This window comes from Clostridia bacterium, assembly GCA_024653205.1.
Classification (GTDB): Bacteria; Bacillota; DSM-521; order Neomoorellales; family SLTJ01; genus JANLFO01.
Map to the genome: position 1 here is coordinate 23393 of JANLFO010000010.1, position 22149 is coordinate 45541.

A 22149-nucleotide genomic window follows, 5' to 3' on the forward strand; every position below is an offset into this window, starting at 1 on the left:
CGCCGGGGGCAGCCGGGCGCCGCCCTATTGCCGCCTGCAGGAGTGGGTGAAGGCCACCCGGCGGCCGCCCGTGCCCGTTGCTCAGATTCTTCCGGCGGCAATAAGTACGTTGCGCTGGTGTACCGCGTCCGGGGCGTTGGTGTTATGGGTGCGGCTGTTATAGAAGTACAGGTCGAAGTGGCCGGAAAAATCGTTGTCCGGGATGCTTTCCACGTCGTGGGGCATACCCGCCATGGAGGCCGCCAGCACCCTGCCCTCCACGTCCAGGAGTGCCGGCCGCTTGCTCCAGGACCAGGTGCCGCCGAAGACCGCCTTCATTACCGCGGTGTCCGCCCGGGTTAGGGGTTCGGAGTCGGCGTGATTGGACCCCCCCAAATGGCGGACCCGAAAACTGCGGCCGGTGTAGAAGTCGGTCAGCGTGGCCACCGTCCCCGGGTTGTATACCCAGCGCGCCCACTCCCAATCCAGCAGCTCGCCGTAGCCCTCCCGCTGTTCCCCGCGCGGGCCGGCCACTGACACGGGTTGCGAGCTTCCGACCGGAATGTAGAGGGGTTGGCCGGGCATCAATACCTCCGAGTGCAGCCGATTGGTGGCGTAAATGGCCCCCACCGTTGTGCCGAACCGCCGGGCCAGAGAACCCAGGGTGTCTCCGCTCACCACCCGGTACAGGATGACCTGGTGCCCGCTGTCCGCACCGCGATCATCCTCCGAGGCGCGGTCCCGGGGTATCTGCAGCAGCTGCCCCCGCAGCAGGACCTCGCCGGGCAACCCGTTGAGCTGTTTCAACCTGTCCACGGAAGTGCCTACTCGCCGGGCGAGAAGATACAGGGTATCTCCCGGCTGTACGCTGTAGGGCAGGTAGCCTTCGGCAGCGATGGGAACAAGTAGGGTCTGCCCGGGATAGATGAGGTCTTGACCCAGCCCGTTCAGCCGCCGAATCGCTTCCACCTCACGACCGTGACGGCGGGATATTAAGTACAGGGTATCACCCGGCTGCACGCGGTAGACCAACCCGTCTCCTTCTCTCAGGACCGGCAGGTACAGAAACTGCCCGGGTCTAAGGTCGGTACCCGGTTGGTTCAACGTCTGAATCTCGGCCACCGTGGTCCCGTAACGCTGAGATAGAAGCCACAGCGTGTCGCCGCCACTCACCCGATAGCCCCAGTAGGCCCCCTCGGCCGCCAGGGCCTGTCCAACCCAAAATTGCAAAAACAATCCCCACACCACCGCGGCCAGAATCCACCTGAGCCTCCGCACGGTCTTCCCTCCCTCGTAGAATTGGCGCTTGGGCTCTGGGCCCAGTTTTGGGATGACAAGTTCTACGAGGGAAGGGACAACCCTCTTGGTAAATTATGCCCGGCCTTTCTTCTCCCCCGTCGCCCGGTCCGGGCCCCTTTCGGGTGCCAGAAGGTTGACCAGTCCCATCAGCGCCGCCGGGTTCTTACCCAAGGAACGGGCCAAGTTGGCCAGGCCGGAAGCGGCTTCGTGATCTGAGCCGCCGAGCACCGCGGCCAGCGCTTTCTGCAGCGCGGGCTCGGAGGCCGCAGAGGGCTCCGCAGGCAGCGCCCGAACCGCTCCGGAACTCTGCTGCAGGTAGTCCACTATGGCCAGGAGGGTATAAAGGCTCAACAGCCCTACCAGCTGCTCGGAGCCGACCTTGCCGGGAGCCTGGCGCTCGAGCAGGGAAAGGAAACCGGAAATCGCACTACCGGCCACGCTATCGCCTCCGCTTCAATGTGACGACCGGTAAACAGTATATGCCCTCCCTGATCAACCGGTCCCAACCCGAGCCTAATTGGACAGGGCAACCCGGGCGGGCCCAGCAGCGCTCACCGGCCTGCCTGGCTACTCCTCTCTACCCAAAAAACAAAACCGAGGCCCCTTTTGGGGACCCCGGTGTAGAAAGCTGTGAGCCGGAAGCTACTTCTTCGGCTTGGGCATAAGCTCCTCGAACAGGGCGTCGTCGAAGGTCCGTACATCGGCCAGTGCCTTGCGGTACTTGATCCAGTCGATTTCCCGCTCGCCGGTGAGCTTCTGGGTGTTGAAGGCGTTGAAGCCCATGTAGGCCTCGCCGCACATGTTGGCACCCAGCCAGTACAGTTGGGCCGACTTGAGGAGATCCCAGAAGTAGCGCTTCTTGGAGCGTACGCTCTCAATAGTGTTCATGGAGCACATGGGCATGATATTGGTCAGCGTCCACACCATCTTGTCGATGTAAGCGTCCAGCAGGCTGAAATCGGTCTGAAGGCCCTTGAGCTCCTCCATGGCCTTCTGGTATTCCTCTCCGGTCTTGAACTCGCCGTAGACGATCTCGCCGTTGTCGACGTACTTCTCGGTAATTACCCGAGGGTCGCGGACCCATTCGCCCTTGGCGTTCTTCTTGATGGGTACAGCCTTGGTAACCAGGCCGAGGCGCTCCATCTTGTAGGCGCTCCACAGCTCGTTGGACACCGCGCTCCACATGGCCTGCTCCATGGAGAGGTTCCAGGGCAGGAAGTCGGTGGCGCCGCCGACCGGAGCCGACCCGTGGCGGGTACCGGCCTGCCCGAAGGAGGCGGTATCGGCGGCCACGGTAAAGTCGCACGCCTGGCCGATCTCCTGGCCGCCGGCCACGCGCATACCGTTGCACCGGCAGATCACGGGCTTGCGGGCCTTAAGGATGGCATCCACCATCCCGGAGAAGAGGTCCATGTACTGGATGTACTCCAGCGGCCGCCGGCTGTAGTACTCGGCGTACTCCTTGGTGTTACCGCCGGTGCAGAACGCACGGTCTCCGGCCCCGGTGAAGATGATGGCCACCACGTCCCGCTCCATGGAAGCCCTATGCATCCCGGCAATTACGCCCTTGACCATCTCGGTGGTGTAGGAGTTGTACTGGGCGGGGTTGTTCAGGGTGATCCACGCAGTGTAGAGCCCCTCCACTACGTTTCCCTTGGGGTCTACCACGGGCTTCTTTTCATACATTGTGCATGGGGGCTCGGTACCGAAGAACTCATCACCGAACAGATGGTGATCCTTGGGCTCGTTGTCACGTACCAGCCAATCCAGTGCCATAGACATTCCTCCTTATCCCAAACTGTTTATTAGAAGTCGGGGGTCAGTACCACCCGTTTGGTCAACCGGCCACCATGAGAGTCCCTGAAGGCCTGCTCGATCTGGCTCATGGGACGCAGTTCCACGAAGGGCTCCACCTTGATCCTGTCGTCCAGTACCATCTGCAGCACTTCCGGATAGTACTGCGGCTTGCATCCCCACGTGCCGATGATCTCCGCGTCAAAGGCCATGAGCCGCGACAGCATGTACTCTACCTTCTGCATGCCGTAACCCACTACTATTAGTTTGCCGATAAAGGCCAGTAATTCCAGGGCGGTCTCCTGGCCGACCTTGCTCCCGCTGCACTCAAAAATCTTCCACCCGTAGTTGGAGGGGAAGCCGTTGGCCTTGCAGTAAGCGCGGAATTCGTCCCGGACGTCCTTGACCGATTTGTCGGCGGTGCTTATGGCGTGGGTGGCCCCGAACTGCAGAGAGCGCTCCAGCTTTTCCTGGTTGCGGGCGATGGCCACTACCGCCTTGGCCCCCATCACCGAGGCAATCTGGGTCATATATACCCCGATTCCGCCGGTAGCGCCTATGACTACTACTAAGTCTCCTTCCTGCAGGTCCGCCCTCTTGGCGGCCTGATAGGGGGAGGTAATGGCGTCGGCCACTACCGCCAGGTATTCCAGAGGTTTACCCTTGCGGTCCTCCACCACGCAAAGGTCAACCGCCGGCACCGGGATGTGGCTCGAGAAACCCCCGTAAATGCCGTAGCTGTTACCCGGCATCTTTTGGTTAAGGCAGCGGTTCTCCCGGCCGGCCGCGCAGATGGGACAGTTGTGGCAGGGCATTACCGCGGGGATAATTACTTCCTTGCCGATCAGACTGGCCTCTCCCGCCACCACCCTGCCGCTAATTTCGTGCCCCAGGGTCAGCGGCGGCTTGGTCACCGTGGGCACCCCGTCGTAGAAGTAACCCACGTCGGTGTGACATACGCCGCAGGCGGCAACCTCCACCAGGGCCTCTCCAGGCTTAAGCTCGGGCACGTCGATACTGGTCCGCACCAGCTTGCCCGGCTCTGCCATCTGCCAGGTTTCGATCTTACTGGGCACGCCCAAGGCTAGCACCTCCCTTTCCAAACCAGCACCTTTCTTTCGGCTCTTACCTGCCCCGCCACACCGGCTTTCTCTTCTCCAGGAAGGCGTTCAGGCCTTCCACCGCGTCCGCAGTACGCATCAATTCCTCCAGGTAGATGCGGTCGATGACCTCCATACCGCTGCGGAAGTCGCGGTTCAGCCCGGCCTTCACCGCCTTCTTGGTCAAGGCCAGGACCACCGGGCTCTTATCCGTGAATTTAGTTAAGAAGCTCTCTACTTCCGCCTCGAAGTTCCCGGCCGGCACCACTTTGTTCACCAGCCCCAGTTCGTACGCCCGCCGCGCATCAATAGTTTCCCCGCTCAGGATGAGTTCCATGGCCGGAACGTAGCCTGCGAGCCGGGGGAGGAGATAGGCGGCCACGGGAGGGAAGACACCCACGGCAATTTCCGGCTGACCCAGCTTGGCCCTTTCGGATGCTACCACCAGGTCACAGGCCAACACCAGCTCGCATCCCCCGCCCAGCGCCGCGCCGTTGACCGCCGCCACTACCGGCTTGTCTATGGCGTCTATGGTGTGGAAGATCCGGTCAAATACCGCTACCATGTCCGCCACCTTGTCCGGCTTGTGGTCGCCCACGTCCACGCCGGCGGAAAAAGCCCGACCCTCGGCGTTGATGAGAATGACGCCCGTGTCCTCTTTGGCGGCCGCCTCCAGGGCCTGCACCAACTCCTGCATCATGGCAATGTTCAGTACGTTCAACGGCGGCCGATTAAGGGTTATGCGGCTGACGCCGTCCTGGGAAGCCACCTTGAGGCATTCGTAACCCACTACGCTTCCCCCCTTTCGCGGCTCATCTTTCTCCGCCGCCCGTTCCCGTTCCTTCACTCTTTAGGGTGAAGTGGGAGTTAACCCGCCGGAGCGAAGAAACGCCTTATTCGTTACAGCTACTTGAGCTGGGCCAGGAAGGATGCCGCCGCGCACAGGGTTCCGATCACTCCGGCGACGTTGGGTCCCATGGCGTGCATGAGCAAATACGTCTGCGGATTGGCCTCCGCCGCCACCTTGTGCGAAACCCGCGCCGCCATGGGCACCGCCGACACGCCGGCCGAACCGATAAGGGGATTGATCGGTTCCCGGCTGAACAGGTTCATCAACTTGGCAATTAGAATCCCGCCCGCGGTACAGGTGGCAAAGGCTACTACCCCTAAGGCGAAGACAAACAAGGACTGGGGCCGCAGGAAGGTTTCCGCGCTCATGGTGGCACCCACACCTAGTCCCAGGAATATAGTTACAATGTCCATGAGGGCCGTACGCGCGGTTTCGGTCAGCCGGCCTACCACTCCGCACTCCATGAAGAGGTTACCCAGCATGAACATGGCCATCAGGGGTGCGGACTCCGGAAGGATCAGGATGATAATTATGCACGCCACTACCGGGAAGAGTATTTTTTCGGTCTTTGAAACCTTGCGCAATTGCCGCATGACCCTTCCGCGTTCCTCTTTGGTGGTTAAGGCCTTCATTATCGGCGGCTGGATGATCGGAACCAGAGCCATGTAGGAGTAGGCGGCCACCGCCGTCACCCCGAGAAGGTGGGGAGCTAAATTGCTGGTCAGGTAGATGGTCGTAGGGCCGTCTGCGCCCCCGATGATGCCGATAGAGGCTGCCTCGGGAATGCTGAAGCCCAGAAGAAGAGCCCCGAAGAAGGTGATGTACACCCCGATCTGCGCTGCCGCTCCCAAAAGCAGCGTCTTGGGATTGGCGATAACCGGTCCGAAATCGGTCATGGCTCCCAGCCCCAGAAAGATAAGAGGGGGTATGAGTTCCGTCTTGATACCGTAACTGTAGAAGAGATCAAACAGGTGCCCCGGCGCCATGAGATCCGCCCGGGGGAAGTTGACCACAAAGACGCTGAAGCCAATGGGCACCAGCAGCAGAGGCTCGACCTTCTTGGCTATTCCCAGGTACAGCAGAACAAAGGCCACGAGCCACATGACTGCCTGGCCCCAGGTAAGATCCATAAGGCCCATGCGTTGGACGAAGTCAAAGACGTTACTGAGGGCCATATTCATCCTCCCCTTTCCCTACCCGCTCCCGATGAAGGCGCCAGCCGCCCCGGGCTGGCAAGCAGGTAGTCTGTATGCTGCATACACGAGGAAAGTAAAAACCGGCGGGTCGCCCGCGCCAGGAGCGACCCGCCAACCTTTGGGCTTACTCGATAATGGCCATAACCATTCCCGTGTCCACTACGTCGCCGGGTTTCACCTTGATATCCTTGATGGTGCCGCTGGCCGGCGCCACCACGTCAACGTTCATCTTCATGGCCTCTATGACCACAACCGTCTGGTTAGCCTGCACCTGGTCGCCGTCCTTGACCAGTACCGAAACCACTTTACCGACCATGGGGCAAACCAATTCTGTAGCCATTGCCATTCCTCCTCATTTCTTTTCCATTCTTTGTACTACCCGGCCTACGGCATACACGGCCAGCCCCAGAATCGCCAGAACCACAAATACATTGGCCAGTCCGATGGCGCTTACCGAGACCGCCTTGCTCCAGTCGATCACGACCGCACCTCCCCGCACCTGGGTGGGTTGCACCCTACTTGCGGTAACCCAGCACGTAGCCGGAGATGATGACCTTCTGGATGTTGGAGGTGCCTTCTACCACCTGGAACGACTTGGCGTCGCGCAGGTAGCGGGCCACCGGGTACTCCTCGGAGTAACCGTAGGAGCCGTAAATTTTCATGGCCTCATTGGCCGCCTTAACTGCGGCTTCGGCCGCGTAGTACTTGGCCATGGAGATCTCCTTGGTGTTACGCACATTGGGGTCCTGGTCTTTCTGCCACGCCGCCCGATAGACCAGGAAGCGCGCCGCCTCCTCTTCCACCGCCATCCGGGCGATTTCGTCCTGGATCATCTGGAAACGGCCGATAGGCTGCCCAAACTGGGTCCGCTGGTTGGCGTACTCCACCGACGCCTTCAGACAGGCCGCGGCCACGCCCAGGGCCCGGGCGGCGCAGCTCAGGCGGGTATTGTCAAGCTGCCACATGCAGATCTTGAACCCGTCACCCTCTTGCCCGACGAGCGCCTCTTTGGGTACCCGGCAGTCCTCAAAGGTAACTTCCCCCGTGGGAGCGCAATGAATACCCAGCTTATCCTCAATGGGCCGGGCGGAAAAACCGGGGGTATTGGTGTCTACGATGAAGCAGGACATGCCCTTGGCCCCGGCGGACGGGTCCGTCTTGGCGTAGACCAGGAGGCAATCGGCCACGTGGGCGTTAGAAATCCACATCTTGCTGCCGTTCAGGATGTAGTAGTCGCCGTCCTTCTTGGCCGTGGTCTTCATGGAGGCCACGTCGGAACCGGTATCGGGCTCGGTAATGGCAAAGCCACCGATTATCTTTCCGGATACCAGGCCGGGAATGTATTTCTTCTTCTGCTCCTCCGTACCCCACCGGAGCAGCGTGTATGCCGGACCGTGGGCCTGCATGTTGAAAGGCAGGGTATGGGCCGCGCTGACCTTGGCGATCTCCTCGCACATGATCACCGAGGCCAGGAATCCGGCTTCGTTTCCGCCGTACTCCTCCGGGATCAGGCAGCCGAAGAAGCCCAGCTCACCCATTTTCTCCACCAGTTCCCGGCGGAAGCGGTGGGCCTTATCGTCCTCCTCCAGCTTGGGGGCAATCTCCTTAGCCGCGAAGTCCCGGGCTAGATCCTGGAAGGCAAGGAGTTCATCGCTCAAGGAGAAATCCATTTGACCGCCCTCCTTACGGGTTACAGGTTAATGTTAGAGTACTTGCGCCACGGGCGCACTTCCTGCTTGTTCTCCAGCACGTCCAGGGCCCGGTTAATGTACTTGCGGGTTTCGCTGGGCATGATCACGTCGTCCACGTAACCCCGGGCTGCCGCCTGGTACGGGTTCTCGTAAAGGTCGCGGTACTCCTTGATCCTCTGGTACTGCACCTCCTCCGGGTTCTCGGCCGACTTGATCTCCTTGGCAAAGATCACGCTGGCCGCAGTCTCCGCCCCCACAATGGTGATGCGGGCAATGGGCCAAGCGAACACGATGTCTGCGCCGGTATCCTTGCAGCACATACCCAGATAGGCGCCGGCGAAGGACTTACGCAGGATTACCGTCACCTTGGGAACCGTGGCGTCGATGTACGCATAGAGCATCTTGGCCCCGTGCCTGAGAATGCCCTTCCACTCCTCGCGGGACCCGATCCAGTACGCCGGGGTGTCGTGCAGGTTGATGAGCGGGATGTTGAACAGGTCGCAGAAACGTACGAAGCGGGCCACCTTGTCCGCGGCGTCGCAGTCTATGCCTCCGGCGAGCCAAGCCGGCTGGCTGGCGACAATGCCGCAGGAACGCCCGTTGAACCGGGCAAAGCCCACAATGACGTTGCGGGCGAAGTCCTTCATGATCTCGAAGAAATACCCGTTGTCCACGATGCGATTTATGACTTCGTGCATGTCGAAGGGCTTGAACGGCTCCGCCGGTACCAGCGTGTCCAGTTCGGGAATGAGCCTTTCGGGGTCGTCGTTGCAGGGAATACGCGGTGGCTTCTCCCGATTGTTGGAGGGGAGGAAGCGGAGCAACTCTTTGGCCTTGTCCAGGCAGTCCTTATCGTCTTCGGCCACAATGTGGGTGGAACCCGACTTCACCGCGTGCGCCTCTACCCCGCACAGCTTCTCCAGGGTGATGTCTTCGCCGGTCTGGGTCTTGACGAACGCGGGTCCGGCAATGCCCATGAAACCGGTCTTGCGGCACTGGATGATGAAGTCCTGCATTATCGGATGGTAGGCTTGGCCACCCAAACACGGACCCATCAGCAGGGCGATCTGAGGAACGATTCCCGAGGCCAGGATCTGGGAACGGAACAGCCAGGCATAGGCCTCTAAGGTATCCATCCCTTCCTGCAGCCGGGCCCCGCCGGAGTCGTTCATCCCTATGAAGGGGATGCCCTGTTTCTTGGCGAAATCGATCATTTCCGCGAACTTCTTGCCGTGATACTCGCCGAAGGTACCGGCCATCACCGTATAGTCTTCAGCGGCCACGGCCACCATCCGTCCCTCTACCCGCCCGTATCCGACGATCACGCCTTCGGCCGGCAGCACACGACCGGCCATACCAAAGGCGGTTTGGCGGTGGGTAACCCACATGCCCACCTCGGTAAAGGTTCCCGGGTCAAAGAAGTATTCGATGCGCTCCCGGGCGGACATCTTGCCGGCCTTGTGCTGGGCTTCCACTGCCTGAGGGCCGCCCATGGCCAGGAGCCTCTGCTTCTTCTCCTGGTACTCCTTGTAAATGGTGGCATGATCCTTAAACATGTCCGCATAAACGCCCATTAGTCATCCCCCTCTTGGCCGTGGTTTTCTACCCTGGAAGTGGCCGTCACCGTGGAGACATGCAAATAAAATGCCAGGATAAACGCCGTGGCCTCAGTTTCTTTTCTGTTCAAAAATCAAACCCCAAGGCCGCGATGTTCACTTTCAAGACAGGCCACGGCCCCAACTGGGGACCGTGGCCTGCACCGCGGTCTACTACGCCTCTCCCAATTCTTTTAATTTCTTCCACAGGGTAGTGCGGCTGATCCCCAGGCGCTCTGCCAGTTCCGTACGGTTGACTCCCCACCGGGAGTGCGCCAGGCGCAGGATCTGCTTCTCCATATCCTCCAGGGTGCCGAGCCGAATGACCAGTCTGCTGCCTTCCTCATCGGAGAGAGCAGAGGGCACTTCGCTCGGCGACTTCCGCACCAGCTCCTCAAAGAGTTCCTCGAAGACCTGGTCGGCATCTTCCGCTCCGGCGGCCAGGACACAGTAGCGCTCGATGAAGTTCTCCAGCTCCCGAACGTTGCCCGGCCACTCATAGGATTCCAGTCGCTTGATGAGGATTTCTTCGGGCCGTCTGACCAGGAGCCGGTGTTCCTGGGAATAGCGGCGAATGAAGTGCTCGACCAGCAGCGGAATATCTTCCTTGCGCTCCCGCAGCGAGGGGATCTTGAGGCTCAATATGTTCAGGCGGAAGAACAGGTCGGCGCGGAAGGCTCCGTCCTGGACCGCCTGGCGCAGGTTCTTGTTGGTGGCGGCGATAACCCGCACGTTGACCGGTATTACCCGGCTCCCCCCCAGGCGCATGACCTCTTTCTCCTGCAGTACCCGAAGCAGCCTGGCCTGCAAAGGGGAGGGCATTTCCCCGATTTCGTCCAGGAAGATGGTACCGGTGTGAGCAAGTTCGAACAGCCCCGGTTTCCCACCTTTTCTGGCCCCGGTAAAGGCCCCCTCTTCGTAACCGAAGAGCTCGCTCTCCAGGAGGTTCTCGGGCAGCGCCGCGCAGTTAACGGCCACAAAGGGCCCGTTCTTGCGCCGGCTGTGGGCGTGAATGCTTTGGGCAAATAGTTCCTTCCCCGTACCGGTCTCCCCGTACAAGAGCACGGTGGAGTCCGTCAGCGCGTAACGCTTGGCCTTTTCCACCGCCTCCTTGAGGGCTTCGCTCCTGCCGATGATGTCCCTAAAGTTGAATCTGGTAACCAGGCCCTTATGGTAGAGTTCGCGCCGGATTTTGGCTTCCAGCTGGATGATCCTGGTTACGTCCTGGAGGGTAAGCACCAGCCCTATATTCTCCTCACCCAGGGTCATGGGGACGCGGTTTACGACTATGCTTAAGTCCCCAAAGCGACATAGCTCGCCGTTAACGGCGCTGGCATCACCGTACACCTGGGCCAAACTGGGATTTGTAGCCGCAACTTCCGCTACGGGCTGTCCGAGGACCTCACGGGGATCCAGCCCCAGGAGTTGGGCGGCCACGGGATTGCACAGACTTACGCGACCCTGCTGGTCCACGGCCAGAATCCCTTCGGAGGCGGAATCGAGAATGGTCTGGAATAACTCCGCCCGGGCCATCTCCCGCCGCCGGACCATGATCAATTCCTTGGCCCGATGCACCGCCCGCACCAGTGAATTGCGGCTGGACTGCACCAGCACGCCCCGCATGCCCTGGGCTTCGGCCATCTGCACGATGCATATGCCCGTGCACACCACCGTATCCACGCCTTCATGACGCGCCTGCACTATCTGCTCGGCCAGTTCGTCCTCCGTGCGGTAGAAGAAGGTGTTGACCTCTATACCCAGCATGCGCTGCAGAAGGCCGAAGTCAAAGTTGCGGTCGCTCTTGAAGTAACCTACATAGGCGATCTTCCGGCCAAGCTGCTTACCCTTCCACAGGGCCTGGAACAGCTCGAAAGAACCGATCTCGATGTTGATCACCGGGATGGAGACTACCCGGCGGATTTGGGCACCGGTGGCCCCACGGCTGATAATAACCTCGACCCCGTTCTTTTCGATTTCCCGGGCAATCCGTTGCGCCTCACCCAGGACTTCTTCTCTGATGAGGATGGGTTCTCCCAACTCCTCCGCCACTTCCTGAGCCAGCCTGGTCATCTCAGGATAGGTGGAGATAAGGGCAATATGGGTGTCCATGGAGTATCCCTCCCTTGCCCCGCGCGGCCCCGGCCTCTTAGCGGGCTGCAGTCCGAGTACTGCGCCCCATGCTCCCCGTAGCTGGCGGATCCCCACTCTTTCCCTCCCGGCATCCTGGTTCCCCCTCGTACCGATCGCTTCGCCGGCCGAACTAGGGCTCGAGCGTCGGGTTCCGGCGGGCACACCGCGCAAGAACCCGTCCATGGCGCCGGCGCGGCTTCGGCCATCCGTGGCCTTCGGCCCGCCTCCACAGTCGCTTGCGCCGAGTTCGGTGCCCGGCGAGGCTTTAGGTACTCGGTGGAACCAGGACTGCCGGAGGAAAGCGGGGATAATCCGTGCTCCCTCTAGGCCTTGACGAACTCGTAGCTAAGCTGCCCGTCCGGCATCCTTACCACCTTCAGACGAACCGGCAGCCCTACGGCGAGTTCCTGCTCCGGCACCTCCTTGCTCATGCGACCAAAGACCTTTAGACCGTCGAACTCGGCCATGGCCAAGGTATAGGGGACGTCGGCTTCGAACCCGGTGGGGGCGTAGTTGGCAGTGGTGAAACTCACCAGCCGTCCCGTGCCCTGTATGGGCTCGAGGACTACCTTATCGGAGAGACAACGGTAACAATCCGCCCGTGGGGGAAAATAGCGAGCCCCACACTGGGTGCAGCGGCTGGCTACGACCTCTCCGCGCTCGAGGTGATCTACGAACGCCGCGACCTTAGTCTGCGCAGTAAAGCTGATCCGGCCGAATTTCTCGAAGCCCATGTGCCTACCTCCCCAGAATGGTAACCGCCCCGTAAATGCCTACGCCTCCGATATTATGCACCAAACCTATCTCCGCTCCCTTTACCTGCACGGGCCCGGCCTCACCCCGGAGTTGCAGTACAATCGTGCGTATCTGGGAACCGCCGGTGGCCCCGATCGGGTGCCCTTTGGAAAGCAATCCTCCGTCCACATTGACCGGTATCCTACCCTCAACATAGGTCTCGCCCTCGCGGATCAACTCTGCCCCTTTGCCCGGTTCGGCAAAGCCCAAATCTTCGTAGGCCATGAGTTCGGCGATGGTGAAACAATCGTGTACCTCGGCCACATCGATGTCCTTGGGCCCCACACCGGCCATGGCATAGGCCTGACGAGCGGCCTCACGGGCGCAACTTAATCCGGTAAGATCCTCGCGTCCGGTAAGGGTCATGGGCGCGCTGGCCGCACCTAGGCCCAAGATCCAGACCGGCTTCTGGCTGATCTCCTTGGCCTTCTCCGCCCGAGCCAGGATAAGGCAGGAAGCTCCGTCGGCATTGGCGCAGCAGTCGAATTTCTTAAGGGGGGTGGAAATGTATTCGGAGGTCAGGACTTGCTCCAGGTTGAGGCCCTTGCGATATACCGCCTTCTCGTTAAGGGCACCGTATTTGGCCGACTTCACCCGGATCAGGGCCAAGTCTTTCTCGGTAGTACCGTAGCGGGCAAAGTGGGCCCGGGCGTGCATGGCGTAGTAGGCCGGCATCATGGTCCCGAAGGGCGATTCCCACATGATGTCTGCCCCGCGACCCATGCGCTCCTGGGAGTCGGCAGAGCTGATCTCGGACATCTTCTGGAAACCCAAAACCACTACGATGTCGTGCAACCCGGACTTTATCAGGGAATACCCGGCCCGTAAGCCCATACTGCTGGAGGAACAAATCGTCTCCAGACAGAAGGTGGGCTGGGGATTAAGCCCCAGATACTCGGCGATCAGCCCGGAGGGGCTGCGCTGCTTGTCGTATTCCGGGGCGGAGCAAATAACGGAGGCATCGATATCCTTTACGGTTATGCCCGCATCTGCCATGGCCTCCCGGAAGGCCTCGAAGGCCAATTCCCGTATGGACCCTTCATAACCTCTGACAAAAGCACTCTGACCCACTCCGATGATGGCGACGTCCTTAGCCATTCTGAACTCCCTCCTAACCGCCCATAACCATGCCGCCGTCAACGCACAATACCTGGCCGGTTATGAAACTTGCTTCCGGCGAGGCCAAGAAAACCACCGCCGGCGGTATCTCCTCCACCTCGCCGAAACGGCCCATGGGGATACGGGCCAGGTACTTCTCCCGGAACCGGGGATCGGTAGCGATCTTAGTGGTCATTTCCGTCTTGGCCATGGGAGAGATGCAGTTCACGGTAATGTTGTATTCGGCCAGCTCGCGGGCGGCGGACTTGGTAAAAGCCACAATACCTCCCTTGGCCGCCGAGTAGTTCACCTGCCCGATGGTACCCACCAGACCGGCCGAGGAGGTGACGTTAATGATCCGGCCGTACTTCTGCTCCGCCATTCGGCGGGCCACCGCCTGGGTACAGTTAAAGGTGCCTTTGAGGTGCACGTTGATGACCGCGTCCCACTGCTCTTCCGTCATCTTGAGCAGCATGGCCGGCCGGGTAAAGCCCGCGTTGTTGAAGAGCACGTCAATGCGGCCGAACTCCTTCATGGCCGCTTCCACCATTTCTTCTACTTGCCCGCGGTTGCCCACATCTACTTGGACCGTAAGCACCCTCCGACCTAATTCCCGGCACTTCTTTACTACCTCGTCCTCCTCGGAAAGCTTGCGGCTGAGCAGGACCAGATCGGCTCCCTCGGCGGCAAAAGCCTCGGCCACGGCGCTGCCGATCCCCTGCCTGGCCCCGGTCACAATCGCTACCCTTCCCTGTAAGCGCATATACCTATTCCTACCTCCTCCCTTGAGCCGCTGAACTCGGGTACCCTGCCAAACCGGCCTGAAGTCATCCCTCAAGCCGGTACCGGCGAACCAGAGCGTGATAAACACCGGTATTGCGGGTGAGCAACTCCTGCATCTCCGGCGAGACGTCACCCACGATCCGTGCCGGCACCCCCAGGACCTTCTTGGCCGCCGGGATGACCGTTCGCGAGGTCACCAGCGCCCCGGCGCCGATTATGCACTCGTCGCCGATTTCCACCTCGTCCATAATAATGGCTCCCATACCCACGGTAACGTGGTAGCCCAGGACGGCGCTGTGGATGATGGCCCCATGTCCGATGTGACAGTTGGGACCGAGCCTGACCGGAAGATGCTCTGCCAGGCAGTGCATCACGCAGTTGTCCTGCACGTTGGAACCGGCACCGATAATTATGGGGCCCAGATCCCCCCGAAGACGAGCACCCGGCCCGACGAAACACCCTTCGCCGACGACTACCTCTCCTATGAGGGTAGCCTCCGGGTGAACGAAGGCACTGGGAGCTATGGATGGGGTTTTGCCCTCAAAAGAGTAGATGGCCACCGCCGTTGCTCCTCTCGAAACGCGTATCTTGCCGCCGTCATGAAGTCCATTCTACATTCTCCCGGAGGTTTCCTGCTCAGAAACTTTCGCCGCCTTCCCCCCGCCCTGAGGATAAAAAGCGGCAGCCGTGTCCGGCTGCCAAACCATGGGTGGGGTGGTTGATAAGGATGCGAACCCAATATTGGGTCGCTTTCGCAGTTGGAAAACGTTTAAGTACCGGCCTTACCGTTCGTTCAGCCATAAAAACACCCGAAAAGTTACCCGACACCACTCAGAAGTATACACCGCCAGGATTAAACGTGCAAGAGCAACCGCTACCAGCTCTGCCAACAGGAGGATGACCGCCCTGGTGGTCTTGACGCCGACGTCTACTGCCGCCGCGGCCACCTCTACCCTCTGCCAAGTCTGTAATCGTAGAGCAGCCAGATTATCTGGTTTCTTACTAGGCCGATTATAGGGGTCTGCCCGCCAAGGCGACATCCCTTAAAGGGAGCAAAACCAGATTAGCCTCGGAGCGGCATCGGATTAGCCCAAAAGGGCGAACCCGGACGGCCCAGTGCAAGGGCTACCCGTCTCGCGGTGAACGCCGGGCCTCTGCCCGGCCTGAGAACACAGCACGGCCTTGACCGGACCACGCCGGTCAAGGCCGCACCCTACCGTCCTGCTGCGCCTGAACGCCCGGTCCTGGAGCCCCCGAGGCGTCAGGCCCCCGGCGGACCGGTGGAACCAACCGTCTACCCACCGTGCTGCCGTCCTACCCTCAAGGACCAAAAAAACTCTCCGCCCCTAGGGACGGAGAGTTCTCTTCCGCGGTACCACCCTACTTGGTCCGTCTTGGCGGACCCGCCTCGACCGATACGGGGGACGCCAAAATCCCCGATATCGTCCTCCTTCTAACGGCGGAGGCTCCGGTGCCGCCTACTGAACCGAACCGGATCGGTCGTTCAGCGGACAGCTTCGGAGGGAACTTCAACTAGGCGTCGCCCGAAGAGGCTCTCAGTCCACGGCCCCTCCTCCCTGTCCGGGTCCCACCCAGCCTACTTTCCTCCGGCATCGCCTTTGACCGGCTAGATTTAGCCTAATTCTACCGCAGGTACCCGGTGCCTTCAACCCGGTTGAAGGCCTGCCAATAGGCCTGTGGCCCTACCAAATCCAGATAGCTTCGTCTCACATGGCCGAGCGCAACCGTTCTCCTAGTTGCACTTTCCTGGGCCTTTGTCCACCGTTCATCCGCTGGTGGCGATCACCACGATGTCCAACTCATCGCCGTCACTTACCGGATACTTTAGTTCCTCCGGATAGGTGGGCTGGCCGTTCACGTACACCTCCACGTGGTTGCGGAGCTGGCCGTTCTTATCAAAGAGGTCCTCCCTAATGGCCGGATAGCGCTTGAGCAATACATTCAGGCATTCGCCAACGTTCTTGCCCTCTACCTCCACCACTTCCTGCCCGCCTACCTTTTCCACGTAAAACGGGTGCACGCGTATCCTGACGCCCACGGTTTCTCCCCTCCTTAAGGTAATTTCTTTGGTGTATCCTCGTCTCGCTTCTGCCTCTGGGTCTCACATACTCCCGCGCTCCGTGCCGGCCGCCTCGCCTTGAACCCCACCGCACACCGGGCAACCCGGTCGGGGACGGATGGAGGCAGTTACGAACTTCATGGTTTCCCCGTCGAGGTAGAGGACCCTCCCCGCCAGCAGTTCACCGAAGCCTAACAGGAGCTTGAGGGTTTCCATAACCTGGAGCGCAGCCACCACACCGGGGGTAGCCCCCACCACCGGAAAGGGCCTTCGGGGCGGCTGAGGGGGCGGCGAAGGCAAAAGACATTCCAGGCATGGGGTACGGCCGGGCAGGATGGTAGTTATCTCACCGATCAATCCGTTGATTCCGCCGTGAACCAGAGGCTTACCCCGGCGGTGGCAGGCCCGGTTAATCACCAGCCGGGTCTCCACATTGTCCAGGGCATCGACTACCACCTCGGCCTCCGCCAACAGTTCTTCCGCATTCTCGGCGGTTACGCGGGTACGTATGGCCTTGAGATCCACTTCGGAATTCAACCGTCTGAGCTTGGAAACTGCCGAGACCACCTTTTCGCGCCCCACGTCTTCCTCCCAATGCAGGATCTGCCGGTTCAGGTTGGACCACTCTACCGTATCGGAATCTATAAGCGTAAGGTGGCCCACGCCGGCACAGGCCAGGTAGGTGGCCGCCGGGCAGCCCAGCCCCCCTACCCCGACCACGACCACGCGAGCCCGCCGCAGCCTCTCCTGTCCCTCCTCACCGATAGGCGGGAAGATGATTTGGCGTTCGTAGCGAGACCGGGCGGTGTCTCCCTCCCTTGTACCCACTTCCCTCACCTCTCTTTCGCTCCGGCGTAGCCGCCGGCCAAACACTGTCGACGGCTTCCCGCTCCTTTGGTCTTTATGGGTCCCGCATTTAACAGTACTTTACCGTACCGCCGCCACGTGCGCAAGCCGTTTCCGGGCCGAGCGATTGCCGGCCAAAAGGCGGCGCAGTTCACCGTTGCCGCCGTTTTCCCGCCTGTGCTATACTGCTGGCAAGACACAACAATCAACTGGCCCGCGTCGCCTCATCTCAACCGGAGGGGGTTAGGAATTACCATGCCGGAGGTAAGAACCGTTTGCGGCGGGTTGGATCACGGCGGATGCGGATTGATCGTCGAGGTTGAGGATAACCGTATCCGGCGGGTTCGAGGAGACCCCGCATCTCCCCCACCCAGCGCCGGTTACGCCTGTGCCAAGGCTCCGGCCCTTGAGGAAAGACTTTCCTCCCCTTACCGGCTGACTCGCCCCTTGAAGAGGAAAGGCCCGCGAGGAGCCGGGGAGTGGGAGGAGGTCACTTGGGAGGAGGCCCTGGACCTTACTGCTGCCGGCTTAGCCCGTGTCCGAGACAAGTGCGGGCCGGAGGCGGTGGCCTTCCTCCAGGGAGCCCCGAAGGGTCTGGAGTACCTGGCCTTGAACCGCTTTGCCCACGCCTTTGGCTCCCCCAACCTCGTCACTCCGGCGGCGGTGTGCTTCATGCCCCGGGTCGCGGGTGGGCTTCTCACTTGTGGCTATTATCCGTTACCGGATTATTCCGGGAGCCCGGAATGCGTTCTGGTGTGGGGCAGCAACGTCACCTCCACCAATGCGGACGGAACCCCGGCCTCCGAGGTGCGGCGCGCCCTGGCCGGAAAGGCCAAGCTCATCGTGGTCGACCCGCGCCGCACCGAACTGGCCGCCAGGGCGGACCTCTGGCTGCGTCTTCGGCCCGGATCGGATTCCTGCCTTGCCTTCGCCATGCTCAAGGTCATCATCGAGGAAGGCCGTTACGACCGCGAATTCGTCCGGAAATGGACCGTCGGTTTTGAGGCCCTGGAAGCCCGTCTGCGCTCCTACTCCCTGCAAGACCTGGCCCGGGCCTGCTGGCTCTCCCCCGACGAGGTCGTTGCCGCCGCCCGCCTCTATTCCGAGCACCGCCCCGGTTGCCTGCAGTGGGGTAACGCCATAGAGCATGGCCCCAATAGTGTGCAGACGGCGCGGATGCTCCTGATCCTGTCCGCCATCTGCGGAAACCTGGAGGTTCCCGGCGGCGACCTCCGGCCTCCTGCCCTGCCTCTGCTCAAGGGCGGGGAGTTCACGCTCAACGAACGGGTAAAGCATGCCCACCGCCCCATTCTCAGCACACGGTACCCTTTGGCCGCCCAGTTGGGCTTTGTTCCCAATCACGTGGTGATTGAGGCCATGATCGGCGCTCGGCCCTACCCCATAAAGGCCGCCTACGTCCAGGGTTCTAACCCTCTTCTCACCTATCCGGACTCCAGAAAGACCTGCCGAGCCCTGGCCGGCCTGGAATTCCTGGCCGTGGCCGAGGTATTCATGACCCCTACCGCCGCCCTGGCGGATGTGGTTCTTCCCGTAGCCACCCGCCTGGAACACCACGACCTGGCCTTCTACACCCAACCCTTCGGACGGGTGGCGGCCCGCCCCAAAGCGGTGGATCCACCTGCGGGCTGTCCTTCCGACCTCCGGCTGCTGGCCCAACTGGCCGACCGCCTGGGCTTCGGGTCTCTCTTCTGGAAGGACGAGGAGGAGGCAATCAACGCGGTACTCGCTCCGGCCGGAGTCACTTTTGACCAACTCCGGCAGACCCTGGTCCTGGCCGGAAACAGGGCCTACCAACAGTATCGGGAAAACGGGTTTCGAACTCCATCCGGCAAGTTCGAGATTGTCTCGAACCGCCTGGCCGCCTGGGGGCTCGACCCGCTGCCGGCACCGCATCTGGACCTGCCGGAGCCCGATGACGACTTCCCGCTGCTGCTCACTTCGGCCAAGAGCCCCTATTACTTCCACTCTGCCCACCGTCAGCTCGAGCGCCTGCGCCGGCGCGAACCCGAACCCCTGGTCGCGGTACACCCGGACACCGCCGGGGCCCTGGGTCTGGGCGAGGGAGACCCGGCCAGGATCAGTACGCGGTGGGGGAGCATCACCCAGAAGGTGAGACACGATCCCTCCTTGCACCCCAAGGTGATCGTGCCTAGCTACGGCTGGTGGCTGCCGGAGAAGGGGCCGAAAGGCTTCTTTGGCTGGGAGGAGGCCAACCTCAACCTCCTGACCTCCGCCGACGGTCCCTTCGACCCTGTGGTAGGGTCCCTGTCCCTGCGCGGGCTGCCCTGCCGGATGGACCCGGCGTAGGCCCGGGGAGCCCCGGACCGGGACGGTAACGGTCCACGAATAAGCGGGCCGGCAACCGAAGGGGAGGACCCCCGGCCAAGCCGGAATGGGCCCTCCCCCTGTTGACCTCGTTCAGACCGCGTCTGTTCCCTAGGAAACCTCCGCCATCGCCTCTACCAGCTTGTTCAGCAGGGTCGCCACCTTGCCCGCGATCTCCCGCTGCTTCAGGGTAGTGACCTTTTCCGCCTCCACATACTGTAACGCTCCCACCAGGCAGAACTGTGCACAGGTCGGATCGCCGTCGCAGAGGTCGCAGCGGATAACCTTCGCCCCAATGCTGTCGTACTTGCATCCGCCGAAGGGGCAAATAGCTACGCACATGCGGCAACCAATGCACAGGTCGTAGTCAACGACCCACCGTCCCAGTTCCTCGTCCCTCTTTATCGCCTTGACGGGGCAAATACCCTCGCACGGCGCGGACTGGCACTGCTGGCAAGCCATGGGGATGTAGCGGCCTTCCCACTCAAACTTGATGATCTTGATGCGGGCCCGCTCCGGGTTGGCGACCCCCTCGTGCTTGACCGAGCAGACCAGCTCGCACAGCCGGCACCCGGTGCATTTGTCGTGGTCGATCATCAGTACCTTAGCCATGGCTTTCCTCTCCTTAACAGGCTAGAGTATGTGGGACGGTTCGTTGTCGAGGCCCAGCCGCTTCAGCGTTTCCGGAGTAGGTACGCCGTTCTCGTCCCAACCGCGGTGCTGATAGTACTCGTCCCGGATCTTCTTGAACTTCTCCCGATCGATCTTGCGGCCCCTGACGCCCGGTGCACCCAGGGCACACGGCTCGTCGAAGTAGCGGTCGGGGAGCCAGTCGTCCTTCTCGGTCCAGCCCTCCCGCAGGTTGAACAGCCGCTCCAGGTTGTACCCGCGCTCGGCCACGTACCAGATCTCCTCCGGGGTCATCTCCAGACCGGTGTTGTAGTAGATGGCCTTGGACCAGTCGGGGAAGTTGGGCAGCGTGGCGCCCAGGAACGTGGTGTGGTACTTGCAGATGCCGACGGCGTCTACGCCCATGAAGCAGTGCTCGTGCCACACTACCTGCCACGCCTTGCCCTGATAATCGCGGTAGTCGGAGCTCAGCGGCCCGTTATAGGGGATGGGGGTGCTGTAGATCTTGCGCAGGACCGGCTCGGGCAGCTTGTACAGGTCGATGGCCGGACGGCCGCGCAGGTGGTCGGCGCCGCGCGAGGATACGGCGATGTTCAGGGCCAGGGCGGGAGTGGCCCGCTCGTCCGAGTGCAGGTTCTGCATGCCCTTGACGTCGATGAGGTACTTGGCGGAGTCCTTACCGATTTTCTCCGCCGCCCGCCGCCCGCCTTCGGCCAGGATGTCGCCCAGGCCCTCGCGGAAGGCGATCCGCCGGATCATCTCGAACAGGGCTTCGTAGTTGCCAAAGCGGAGGTCCAGCCCGCCGGTATCCTCGAGAGTGAGAATGCCCTTCTCGTAGAGCTCCATGGCCCAGGAGATTATGCTTCCGGTCTCCAGGGTATCCAGGCCCCACATGTTCACCATATGGTTGGCCACCAGTACTACCTCGCCGATGGGGATGCCGGGCTCGCCGGCAAACGCTCCCTGGGAGGTGTACTCCGGGCCCTCGTCGTACTCGCCGGCGTAGGGCCAGCCCTCGGGGATGCGGTAGCGCGGCCGGCAGTGGACCTGGCAGCCGTAGCAGGCGGACATGTGGTTGGGTCCAATGGTCTTCTCGGAAATCTCGTCCAGGTATTCTGCCTCGACGGTTTCCGAGTCCTCCAGCTGGTTGAGCTGGAAGTTGCGCACCCGCACGCCGCCCCAGGAGTTGGTGGCGCCCCAGATAAAGCCGGTACCGATCTTGCCCATGGTCTGGTTTACCTTGGCGCTGGTAATCAGCTTGACGAACCCCTTGTTGAACTCCAGCGCTTCCTGGGGGTGGGCGATCTTGATGTCCATGGTGCCCCGGGCGGCGATGGCCTTGAGGTTCTTGGAGCCCATTACCGCGCCCATGCCCGTACGGCCGCCGGAGTTCTTCAGACCGGTCATTACGTTGGCGAAGCGAACCAGGTTCTCGCCACCCTGCCCGATGCAGAGAACCTTGACCTCCTCGTCGCCCAGCTCCTTGCGGATGATCTTCTGACAGTCATGCACCGTGGTGCCCCACACGTTGGAGCCGTCACGGATTTCGATCTTGCCGTTGTGAACGTAGAGGTAGACCGGCTTCTTGGCCTTACCCTTGATCACCAGGTGGTGGAAGCCCGCGTAGGCCAGCTCGGCGGAGAAGAATCCGCCACCGTTGCAGCTTCCGAAACCGCCCGTAAGCGGGGACTTGGCGCACACGTGGGTGCGGGAAACGCCCGAGGCGAGGCACCCGGTGAGCAGACCGCCGCTCACCACCACCACGTTATCCGGACCCAGGGGATCCGCGCCCGGCTTCATATGGTTGTATAAGAGATAGGCGTCCAGGGCGCGGCCGCCGATGTACTTGCGGCGCATTTCCAGGGGGATGGGTTTGATCTCAATGTCGCCAGTCGTTAGATCGATAATAGCTACCTTGCGGTTCAGAGGCATTCGCC

General features: G+C 61.4%; 21 protein-coding genes. 1 reads left to right on the top strand and 20 read right to left on the bottom strand.

Going from position 1 to position 22149, the window contains the following annotated elements:
* Window positions 1-81 precede the first annotated feature (81 nt).
* The 18 genes from NUV99_06635 to NUV99_06720 all read right to left on the bottom strand — a co-directional run bounded on the left by NUV99_06635 (window position 82) and on the right by NUV99_06720 (window position 17218).
* Window positions 82-1257: a LysM peptidoglycan-binding domain-containing protein gene (locus tag NUV99_06635; GenBank protein ID MCR4419791.1), complete on the bottom strand. Its 1176-nt coding sequence runs from the start codon at window positions 1255-1257 to the stop codon at window positions 82-84.
* 93 nt (window positions 1258-1350) lie between these two features.
* On the bottom strand, window positions 1351-1716 hold the full coding sequence (locus NUV99_06640; protein ID MCR4419792.1) for a hypothetical protein: 366 nt from the start codon (window positions 1714-1716) through the stop codon (window positions 1351-1353).
* Window positions 1717-1920: 204 nt separating this feature from the next.
* Complete coding sequence (oah, locus tag NUV99_06645; GenBank protein ID MCR4419793.1) at window positions 1921-3054, bottom strand: 6-oxocyclohex-1-ene-1-carbonyl-CoA hydratase; 1134 nt, start codon at window positions 3052-3054, stop codon at window positions 1921-1923.
* 29 nt (window positions 3055-3083) lie between these two features.
* Window positions 3084-4154 carry a 6-hydroxycyclohex-1-ene-1-carbonyl-CoA dehydrogenase gene (gene had, locus NUV99_06650; GenBank protein MCR4419794.1) on the bottom strand — a complete coding sequence of 357 codons (1071 nt, stop codon included), beginning with the start codon at window positions 4152-4154 and terminating at the stop codon, window positions 3084-3086.
* 43 nt (window positions 4155-4197) lie between these two features.
* Window positions 4198-4962, bottom strand: a complete 765-nt coding sequence (locus NUV99_06655; protein MCR4419795.1) for an enoyl-CoA hydratase-related protein — start codon at window positions 4960-4962, stop codon at window positions 4198-4200.
* Window positions 4963-5078: 116 nt separating this feature from the next.
* A complete protein-coding gene (locus NUV99_06660) occupies window positions 5079-6197 on the bottom strand; it encodes a sodium ion-translocating decarboxylase subunit beta (protein ID MCR4419796.1) in 1119 nt (372 codons plus the stop codon).
* Between the two features lie 145 nt (window positions 6198-6342).
* Window positions 6343-6558 carry an acetyl-CoA carboxylase biotin carboxyl carrier protein subunit gene (locus NUV99_06665; protein ID MCR4419797.1) on the bottom strand — a complete coding sequence of 72 codons (216 nt, stop codon included), beginning with the start codon at window positions 6556-6558 and terminating at the stop codon, window positions 6343-6345.
* 12 nt (window positions 6559-6570) lie between these two features.
* Window positions 6571-6699 (bottom strand): hypothetical protein, encoded by a 129-nt coding sequence (locus NUV99_06670; GenBank protein MCR4419798.1) that lies wholly within the window; start codon window positions 6697-6699, stop codon window positions 6571-6573.
* 34 nt (window positions 6700-6733) lie between these two features.
* Window positions 6734-7888: an acyl-CoA dehydrogenase family protein gene (locus tag NUV99_06675; protein MCR4419799.1), complete on the bottom strand. Its 1155-nt coding sequence runs from the start codon at window positions 7886-7888 to the stop codon at window positions 6734-6736.
* Between the two features lie 20 nt (window positions 7889-7908).
* On the bottom strand, window positions 7909-9483 hold the full coding sequence (locus tag NUV99_06680; protein MCR4419800.1) for an acyl-CoA carboxylase subunit beta: 1575 nt from the start codon (window positions 9481-9483) through the stop codon (window positions 7909-7911).
* Window positions 9484-9678: 195 nt separating this feature from the next.
* Window positions 9679-11613 carry a sigma 54-interacting transcriptional regulator gene (locus NUV99_06685; GenBank protein ID MCR4419801.1) on the bottom strand — a complete coding sequence of 645 codons (1935 nt, stop codon included), beginning with the start codon at window positions 11611-11613 and terminating at the stop codon, window positions 9679-9681.
* Between the two features lie 344 nt (window positions 11614-11957).
* Entirely contained in the window at window positions 11958-12368 is a 411-nt protein-coding gene (locus NUV99_06690) for a Zn-ribbon domain-containing OB-fold protein (protein MCR4419802.1), read from the bottom strand.
* Between the two features lie 4 nt (window positions 12369-12372).
* On the bottom strand, window positions 12373-13527 hold the full coding sequence (locus NUV99_06695; protein ID MCR4419803.1) for a thiolase domain-containing protein: 1155 nt from the start codon (window positions 13525-13527) through the stop codon (window positions 12373-12375).
* 13 nt (window positions 13528-13540) lie between these two features.
* Entirely contained in the window at window positions 13541-14290 is a 750-nt protein-coding gene (locus tag NUV99_06700) for a beta-ketoacyl-ACP reductase (GenBank protein MCR4419804.1), read from the bottom strand.
* 64 nt (window positions 14291-14354) lie between these two features.
* Window positions 14355-14870, bottom strand: a complete 516-nt coding sequence (locus NUV99_06705) for a gamma carbonic anhydrase family protein (GenBank protein ID MCR4419805.1) — start codon at window positions 14868-14870, stop codon at window positions 14355-14357.
* 222 nt (window positions 14871-15092) lie between these two features.
* Window positions 15093-15257, bottom strand: coding sequence for a hypothetical protein (locus NUV99_06710; protein ID MCR4419806.1), 165 nt, complete (start codon window positions 15255-15257; stop codon window positions 15093-15095).
* A gap of 839 nt (window positions 15258-16096) precedes the next feature.
* Complete coding sequence (locus NUV99_06715) at window positions 16097-16369, bottom strand: MoaD family protein (GenBank protein MCR4419807.1); 273 nt, start codon at window positions 16367-16369, stop codon at window positions 16097-16099.
* Between the two features lie 63 nt (window positions 16370-16432).
* Window positions 16433-17218, bottom strand: a complete 786-nt coding sequence (locus NUV99_06720) for a HesA/MoeB/ThiF family protein (protein MCR4419808.1) — start codon at window positions 17216-17218, stop codon at window positions 16433-16435.
* Window positions 17219-17491: 273 nt separating this feature from the next.
* Here NUV99_06720 and NUV99_06725 point away from each other — a divergent pair, with 273 nt between their 5' ends.
* The gene (locus NUV99_06725) at window positions 17492-19564 is read left to right on the top strand and encodes a molybdopterin-dependent oxidoreductase (protein MCR4419809.1); all 2073 of its coding nucleotides are present in this window, start codon (window positions 17492-17494) and stop codon (window positions 19562-19564) included.
* 129 nt (window positions 19565-19693) lie between these two features.
* Here the strand turns inward: NUV99_06725 and NUV99_06730 are convergent, their stop codons facing one another.
* The gene (locus NUV99_06730; GenBank protein MCR4419810.1) at window positions 19694-20194 is read right to left on the bottom strand and encodes a 4Fe-4S dicluster domain-containing protein; all 501 of its coding nucleotides are present in this window, start codon (window positions 20192-20194) and stop codon (window positions 19694-19696) included.
* Between the two features lie 21 nt (window positions 20195-20215).
* The gene (locus NUV99_06735) at window positions 20216-22144 is read right to left on the bottom strand and encodes an aldehyde ferredoxin oxidoreductase family protein (protein MCR4419811.1); all 1929 of its coding nucleotides are present in this window, start codon (window positions 22142-22144) and stop codon (window positions 20216-20218) included.
* Window positions 22145-22149 lie beyond the last annotated feature (5 nt).

Bases quoted from the DNA above. Each gene is read 5' to 3' on its own strand.
- oah (MCR4419793.1), bottom strand. From the start codon at position 3,054: ATGGCACTGGATTGGCTGGTACGTGACAACGAGCCCAAGGATCACCAT.
- NUV99_06660 (MCR4419796.1), bottom strand. From the start codon at position 6,197: ATGGCCCTCAGTAACGTCTTTGACTTCGTCCAACGCATGGGCCTTATG.
- NUV99_06665 (MCR4419797.1), bottom strand. From the start codon at position 6,558: ATGGCTACAGAATTGGTTTGCCCCATGGTCGGTAAAGTGGTTTCGGTA.
- NUV99_06675 (MCR4419799.1), bottom strand. From the start codon at position 7,888: ATGGATTTCTCCTTGAGCGATGAACTCCTTGCCTTCCAGGATCTAGCC.
- NUV99_06680 (MCR4419800.1), bottom strand. From the start codon at position 9,483: ATGGGCGTTTATGCGGACATGTTTAAGGATCATGCCACCATTTACAAG.
- NUV99_06685 (MCR4419801.1), bottom strand. From the start codon at position 11,613: ATGGACACCCATATTGCCCTTATCTCCACCTATCCTGAGATGACCAGG.
- NUV99_06690 (MCR4419802.1), bottom strand. From the start codon at position 12,368: ATGGGCTTCGAGAAATTCGGCCGGATCAGCTTTACTGCGCAGACTAAG.
- NUV99_06695 (MCR4419803.1), bottom strand. From the start codon at position 13,527: ATGGCTAAGGACGTCGCCATCATCGGAGTGGGTCAGAGTGCTTTTGTC.
- NUV99_06700 (MCR4419804.1), bottom strand. From the start codon at position 14,290: ATGCGCTTACAGGGAAGGGTAGCGATTGTGACCGGGGCCAGGCAGGGG.
- NUV99_06725 (MCR4419809.1), top strand. From the start codon at position 17,492: ATGCCGGAGGTAAGAACCGTTTGCGGCGGGTTGGATCACGGCGGATGC.
- NUV99_06730 (MCR4419810.1), bottom strand. From the start codon at position 20,194: ATGGCTAAGGTACTGATGATCGACCACGACAAATGCACCGGGTGCCGG.
- NUV99_06735 (MCR4419811.1), bottom strand. From the start codon at position 22,144: ATGCCTCTGAACCGCAAGGTAGCTATTATCGATCTAACGACTGGCGAC.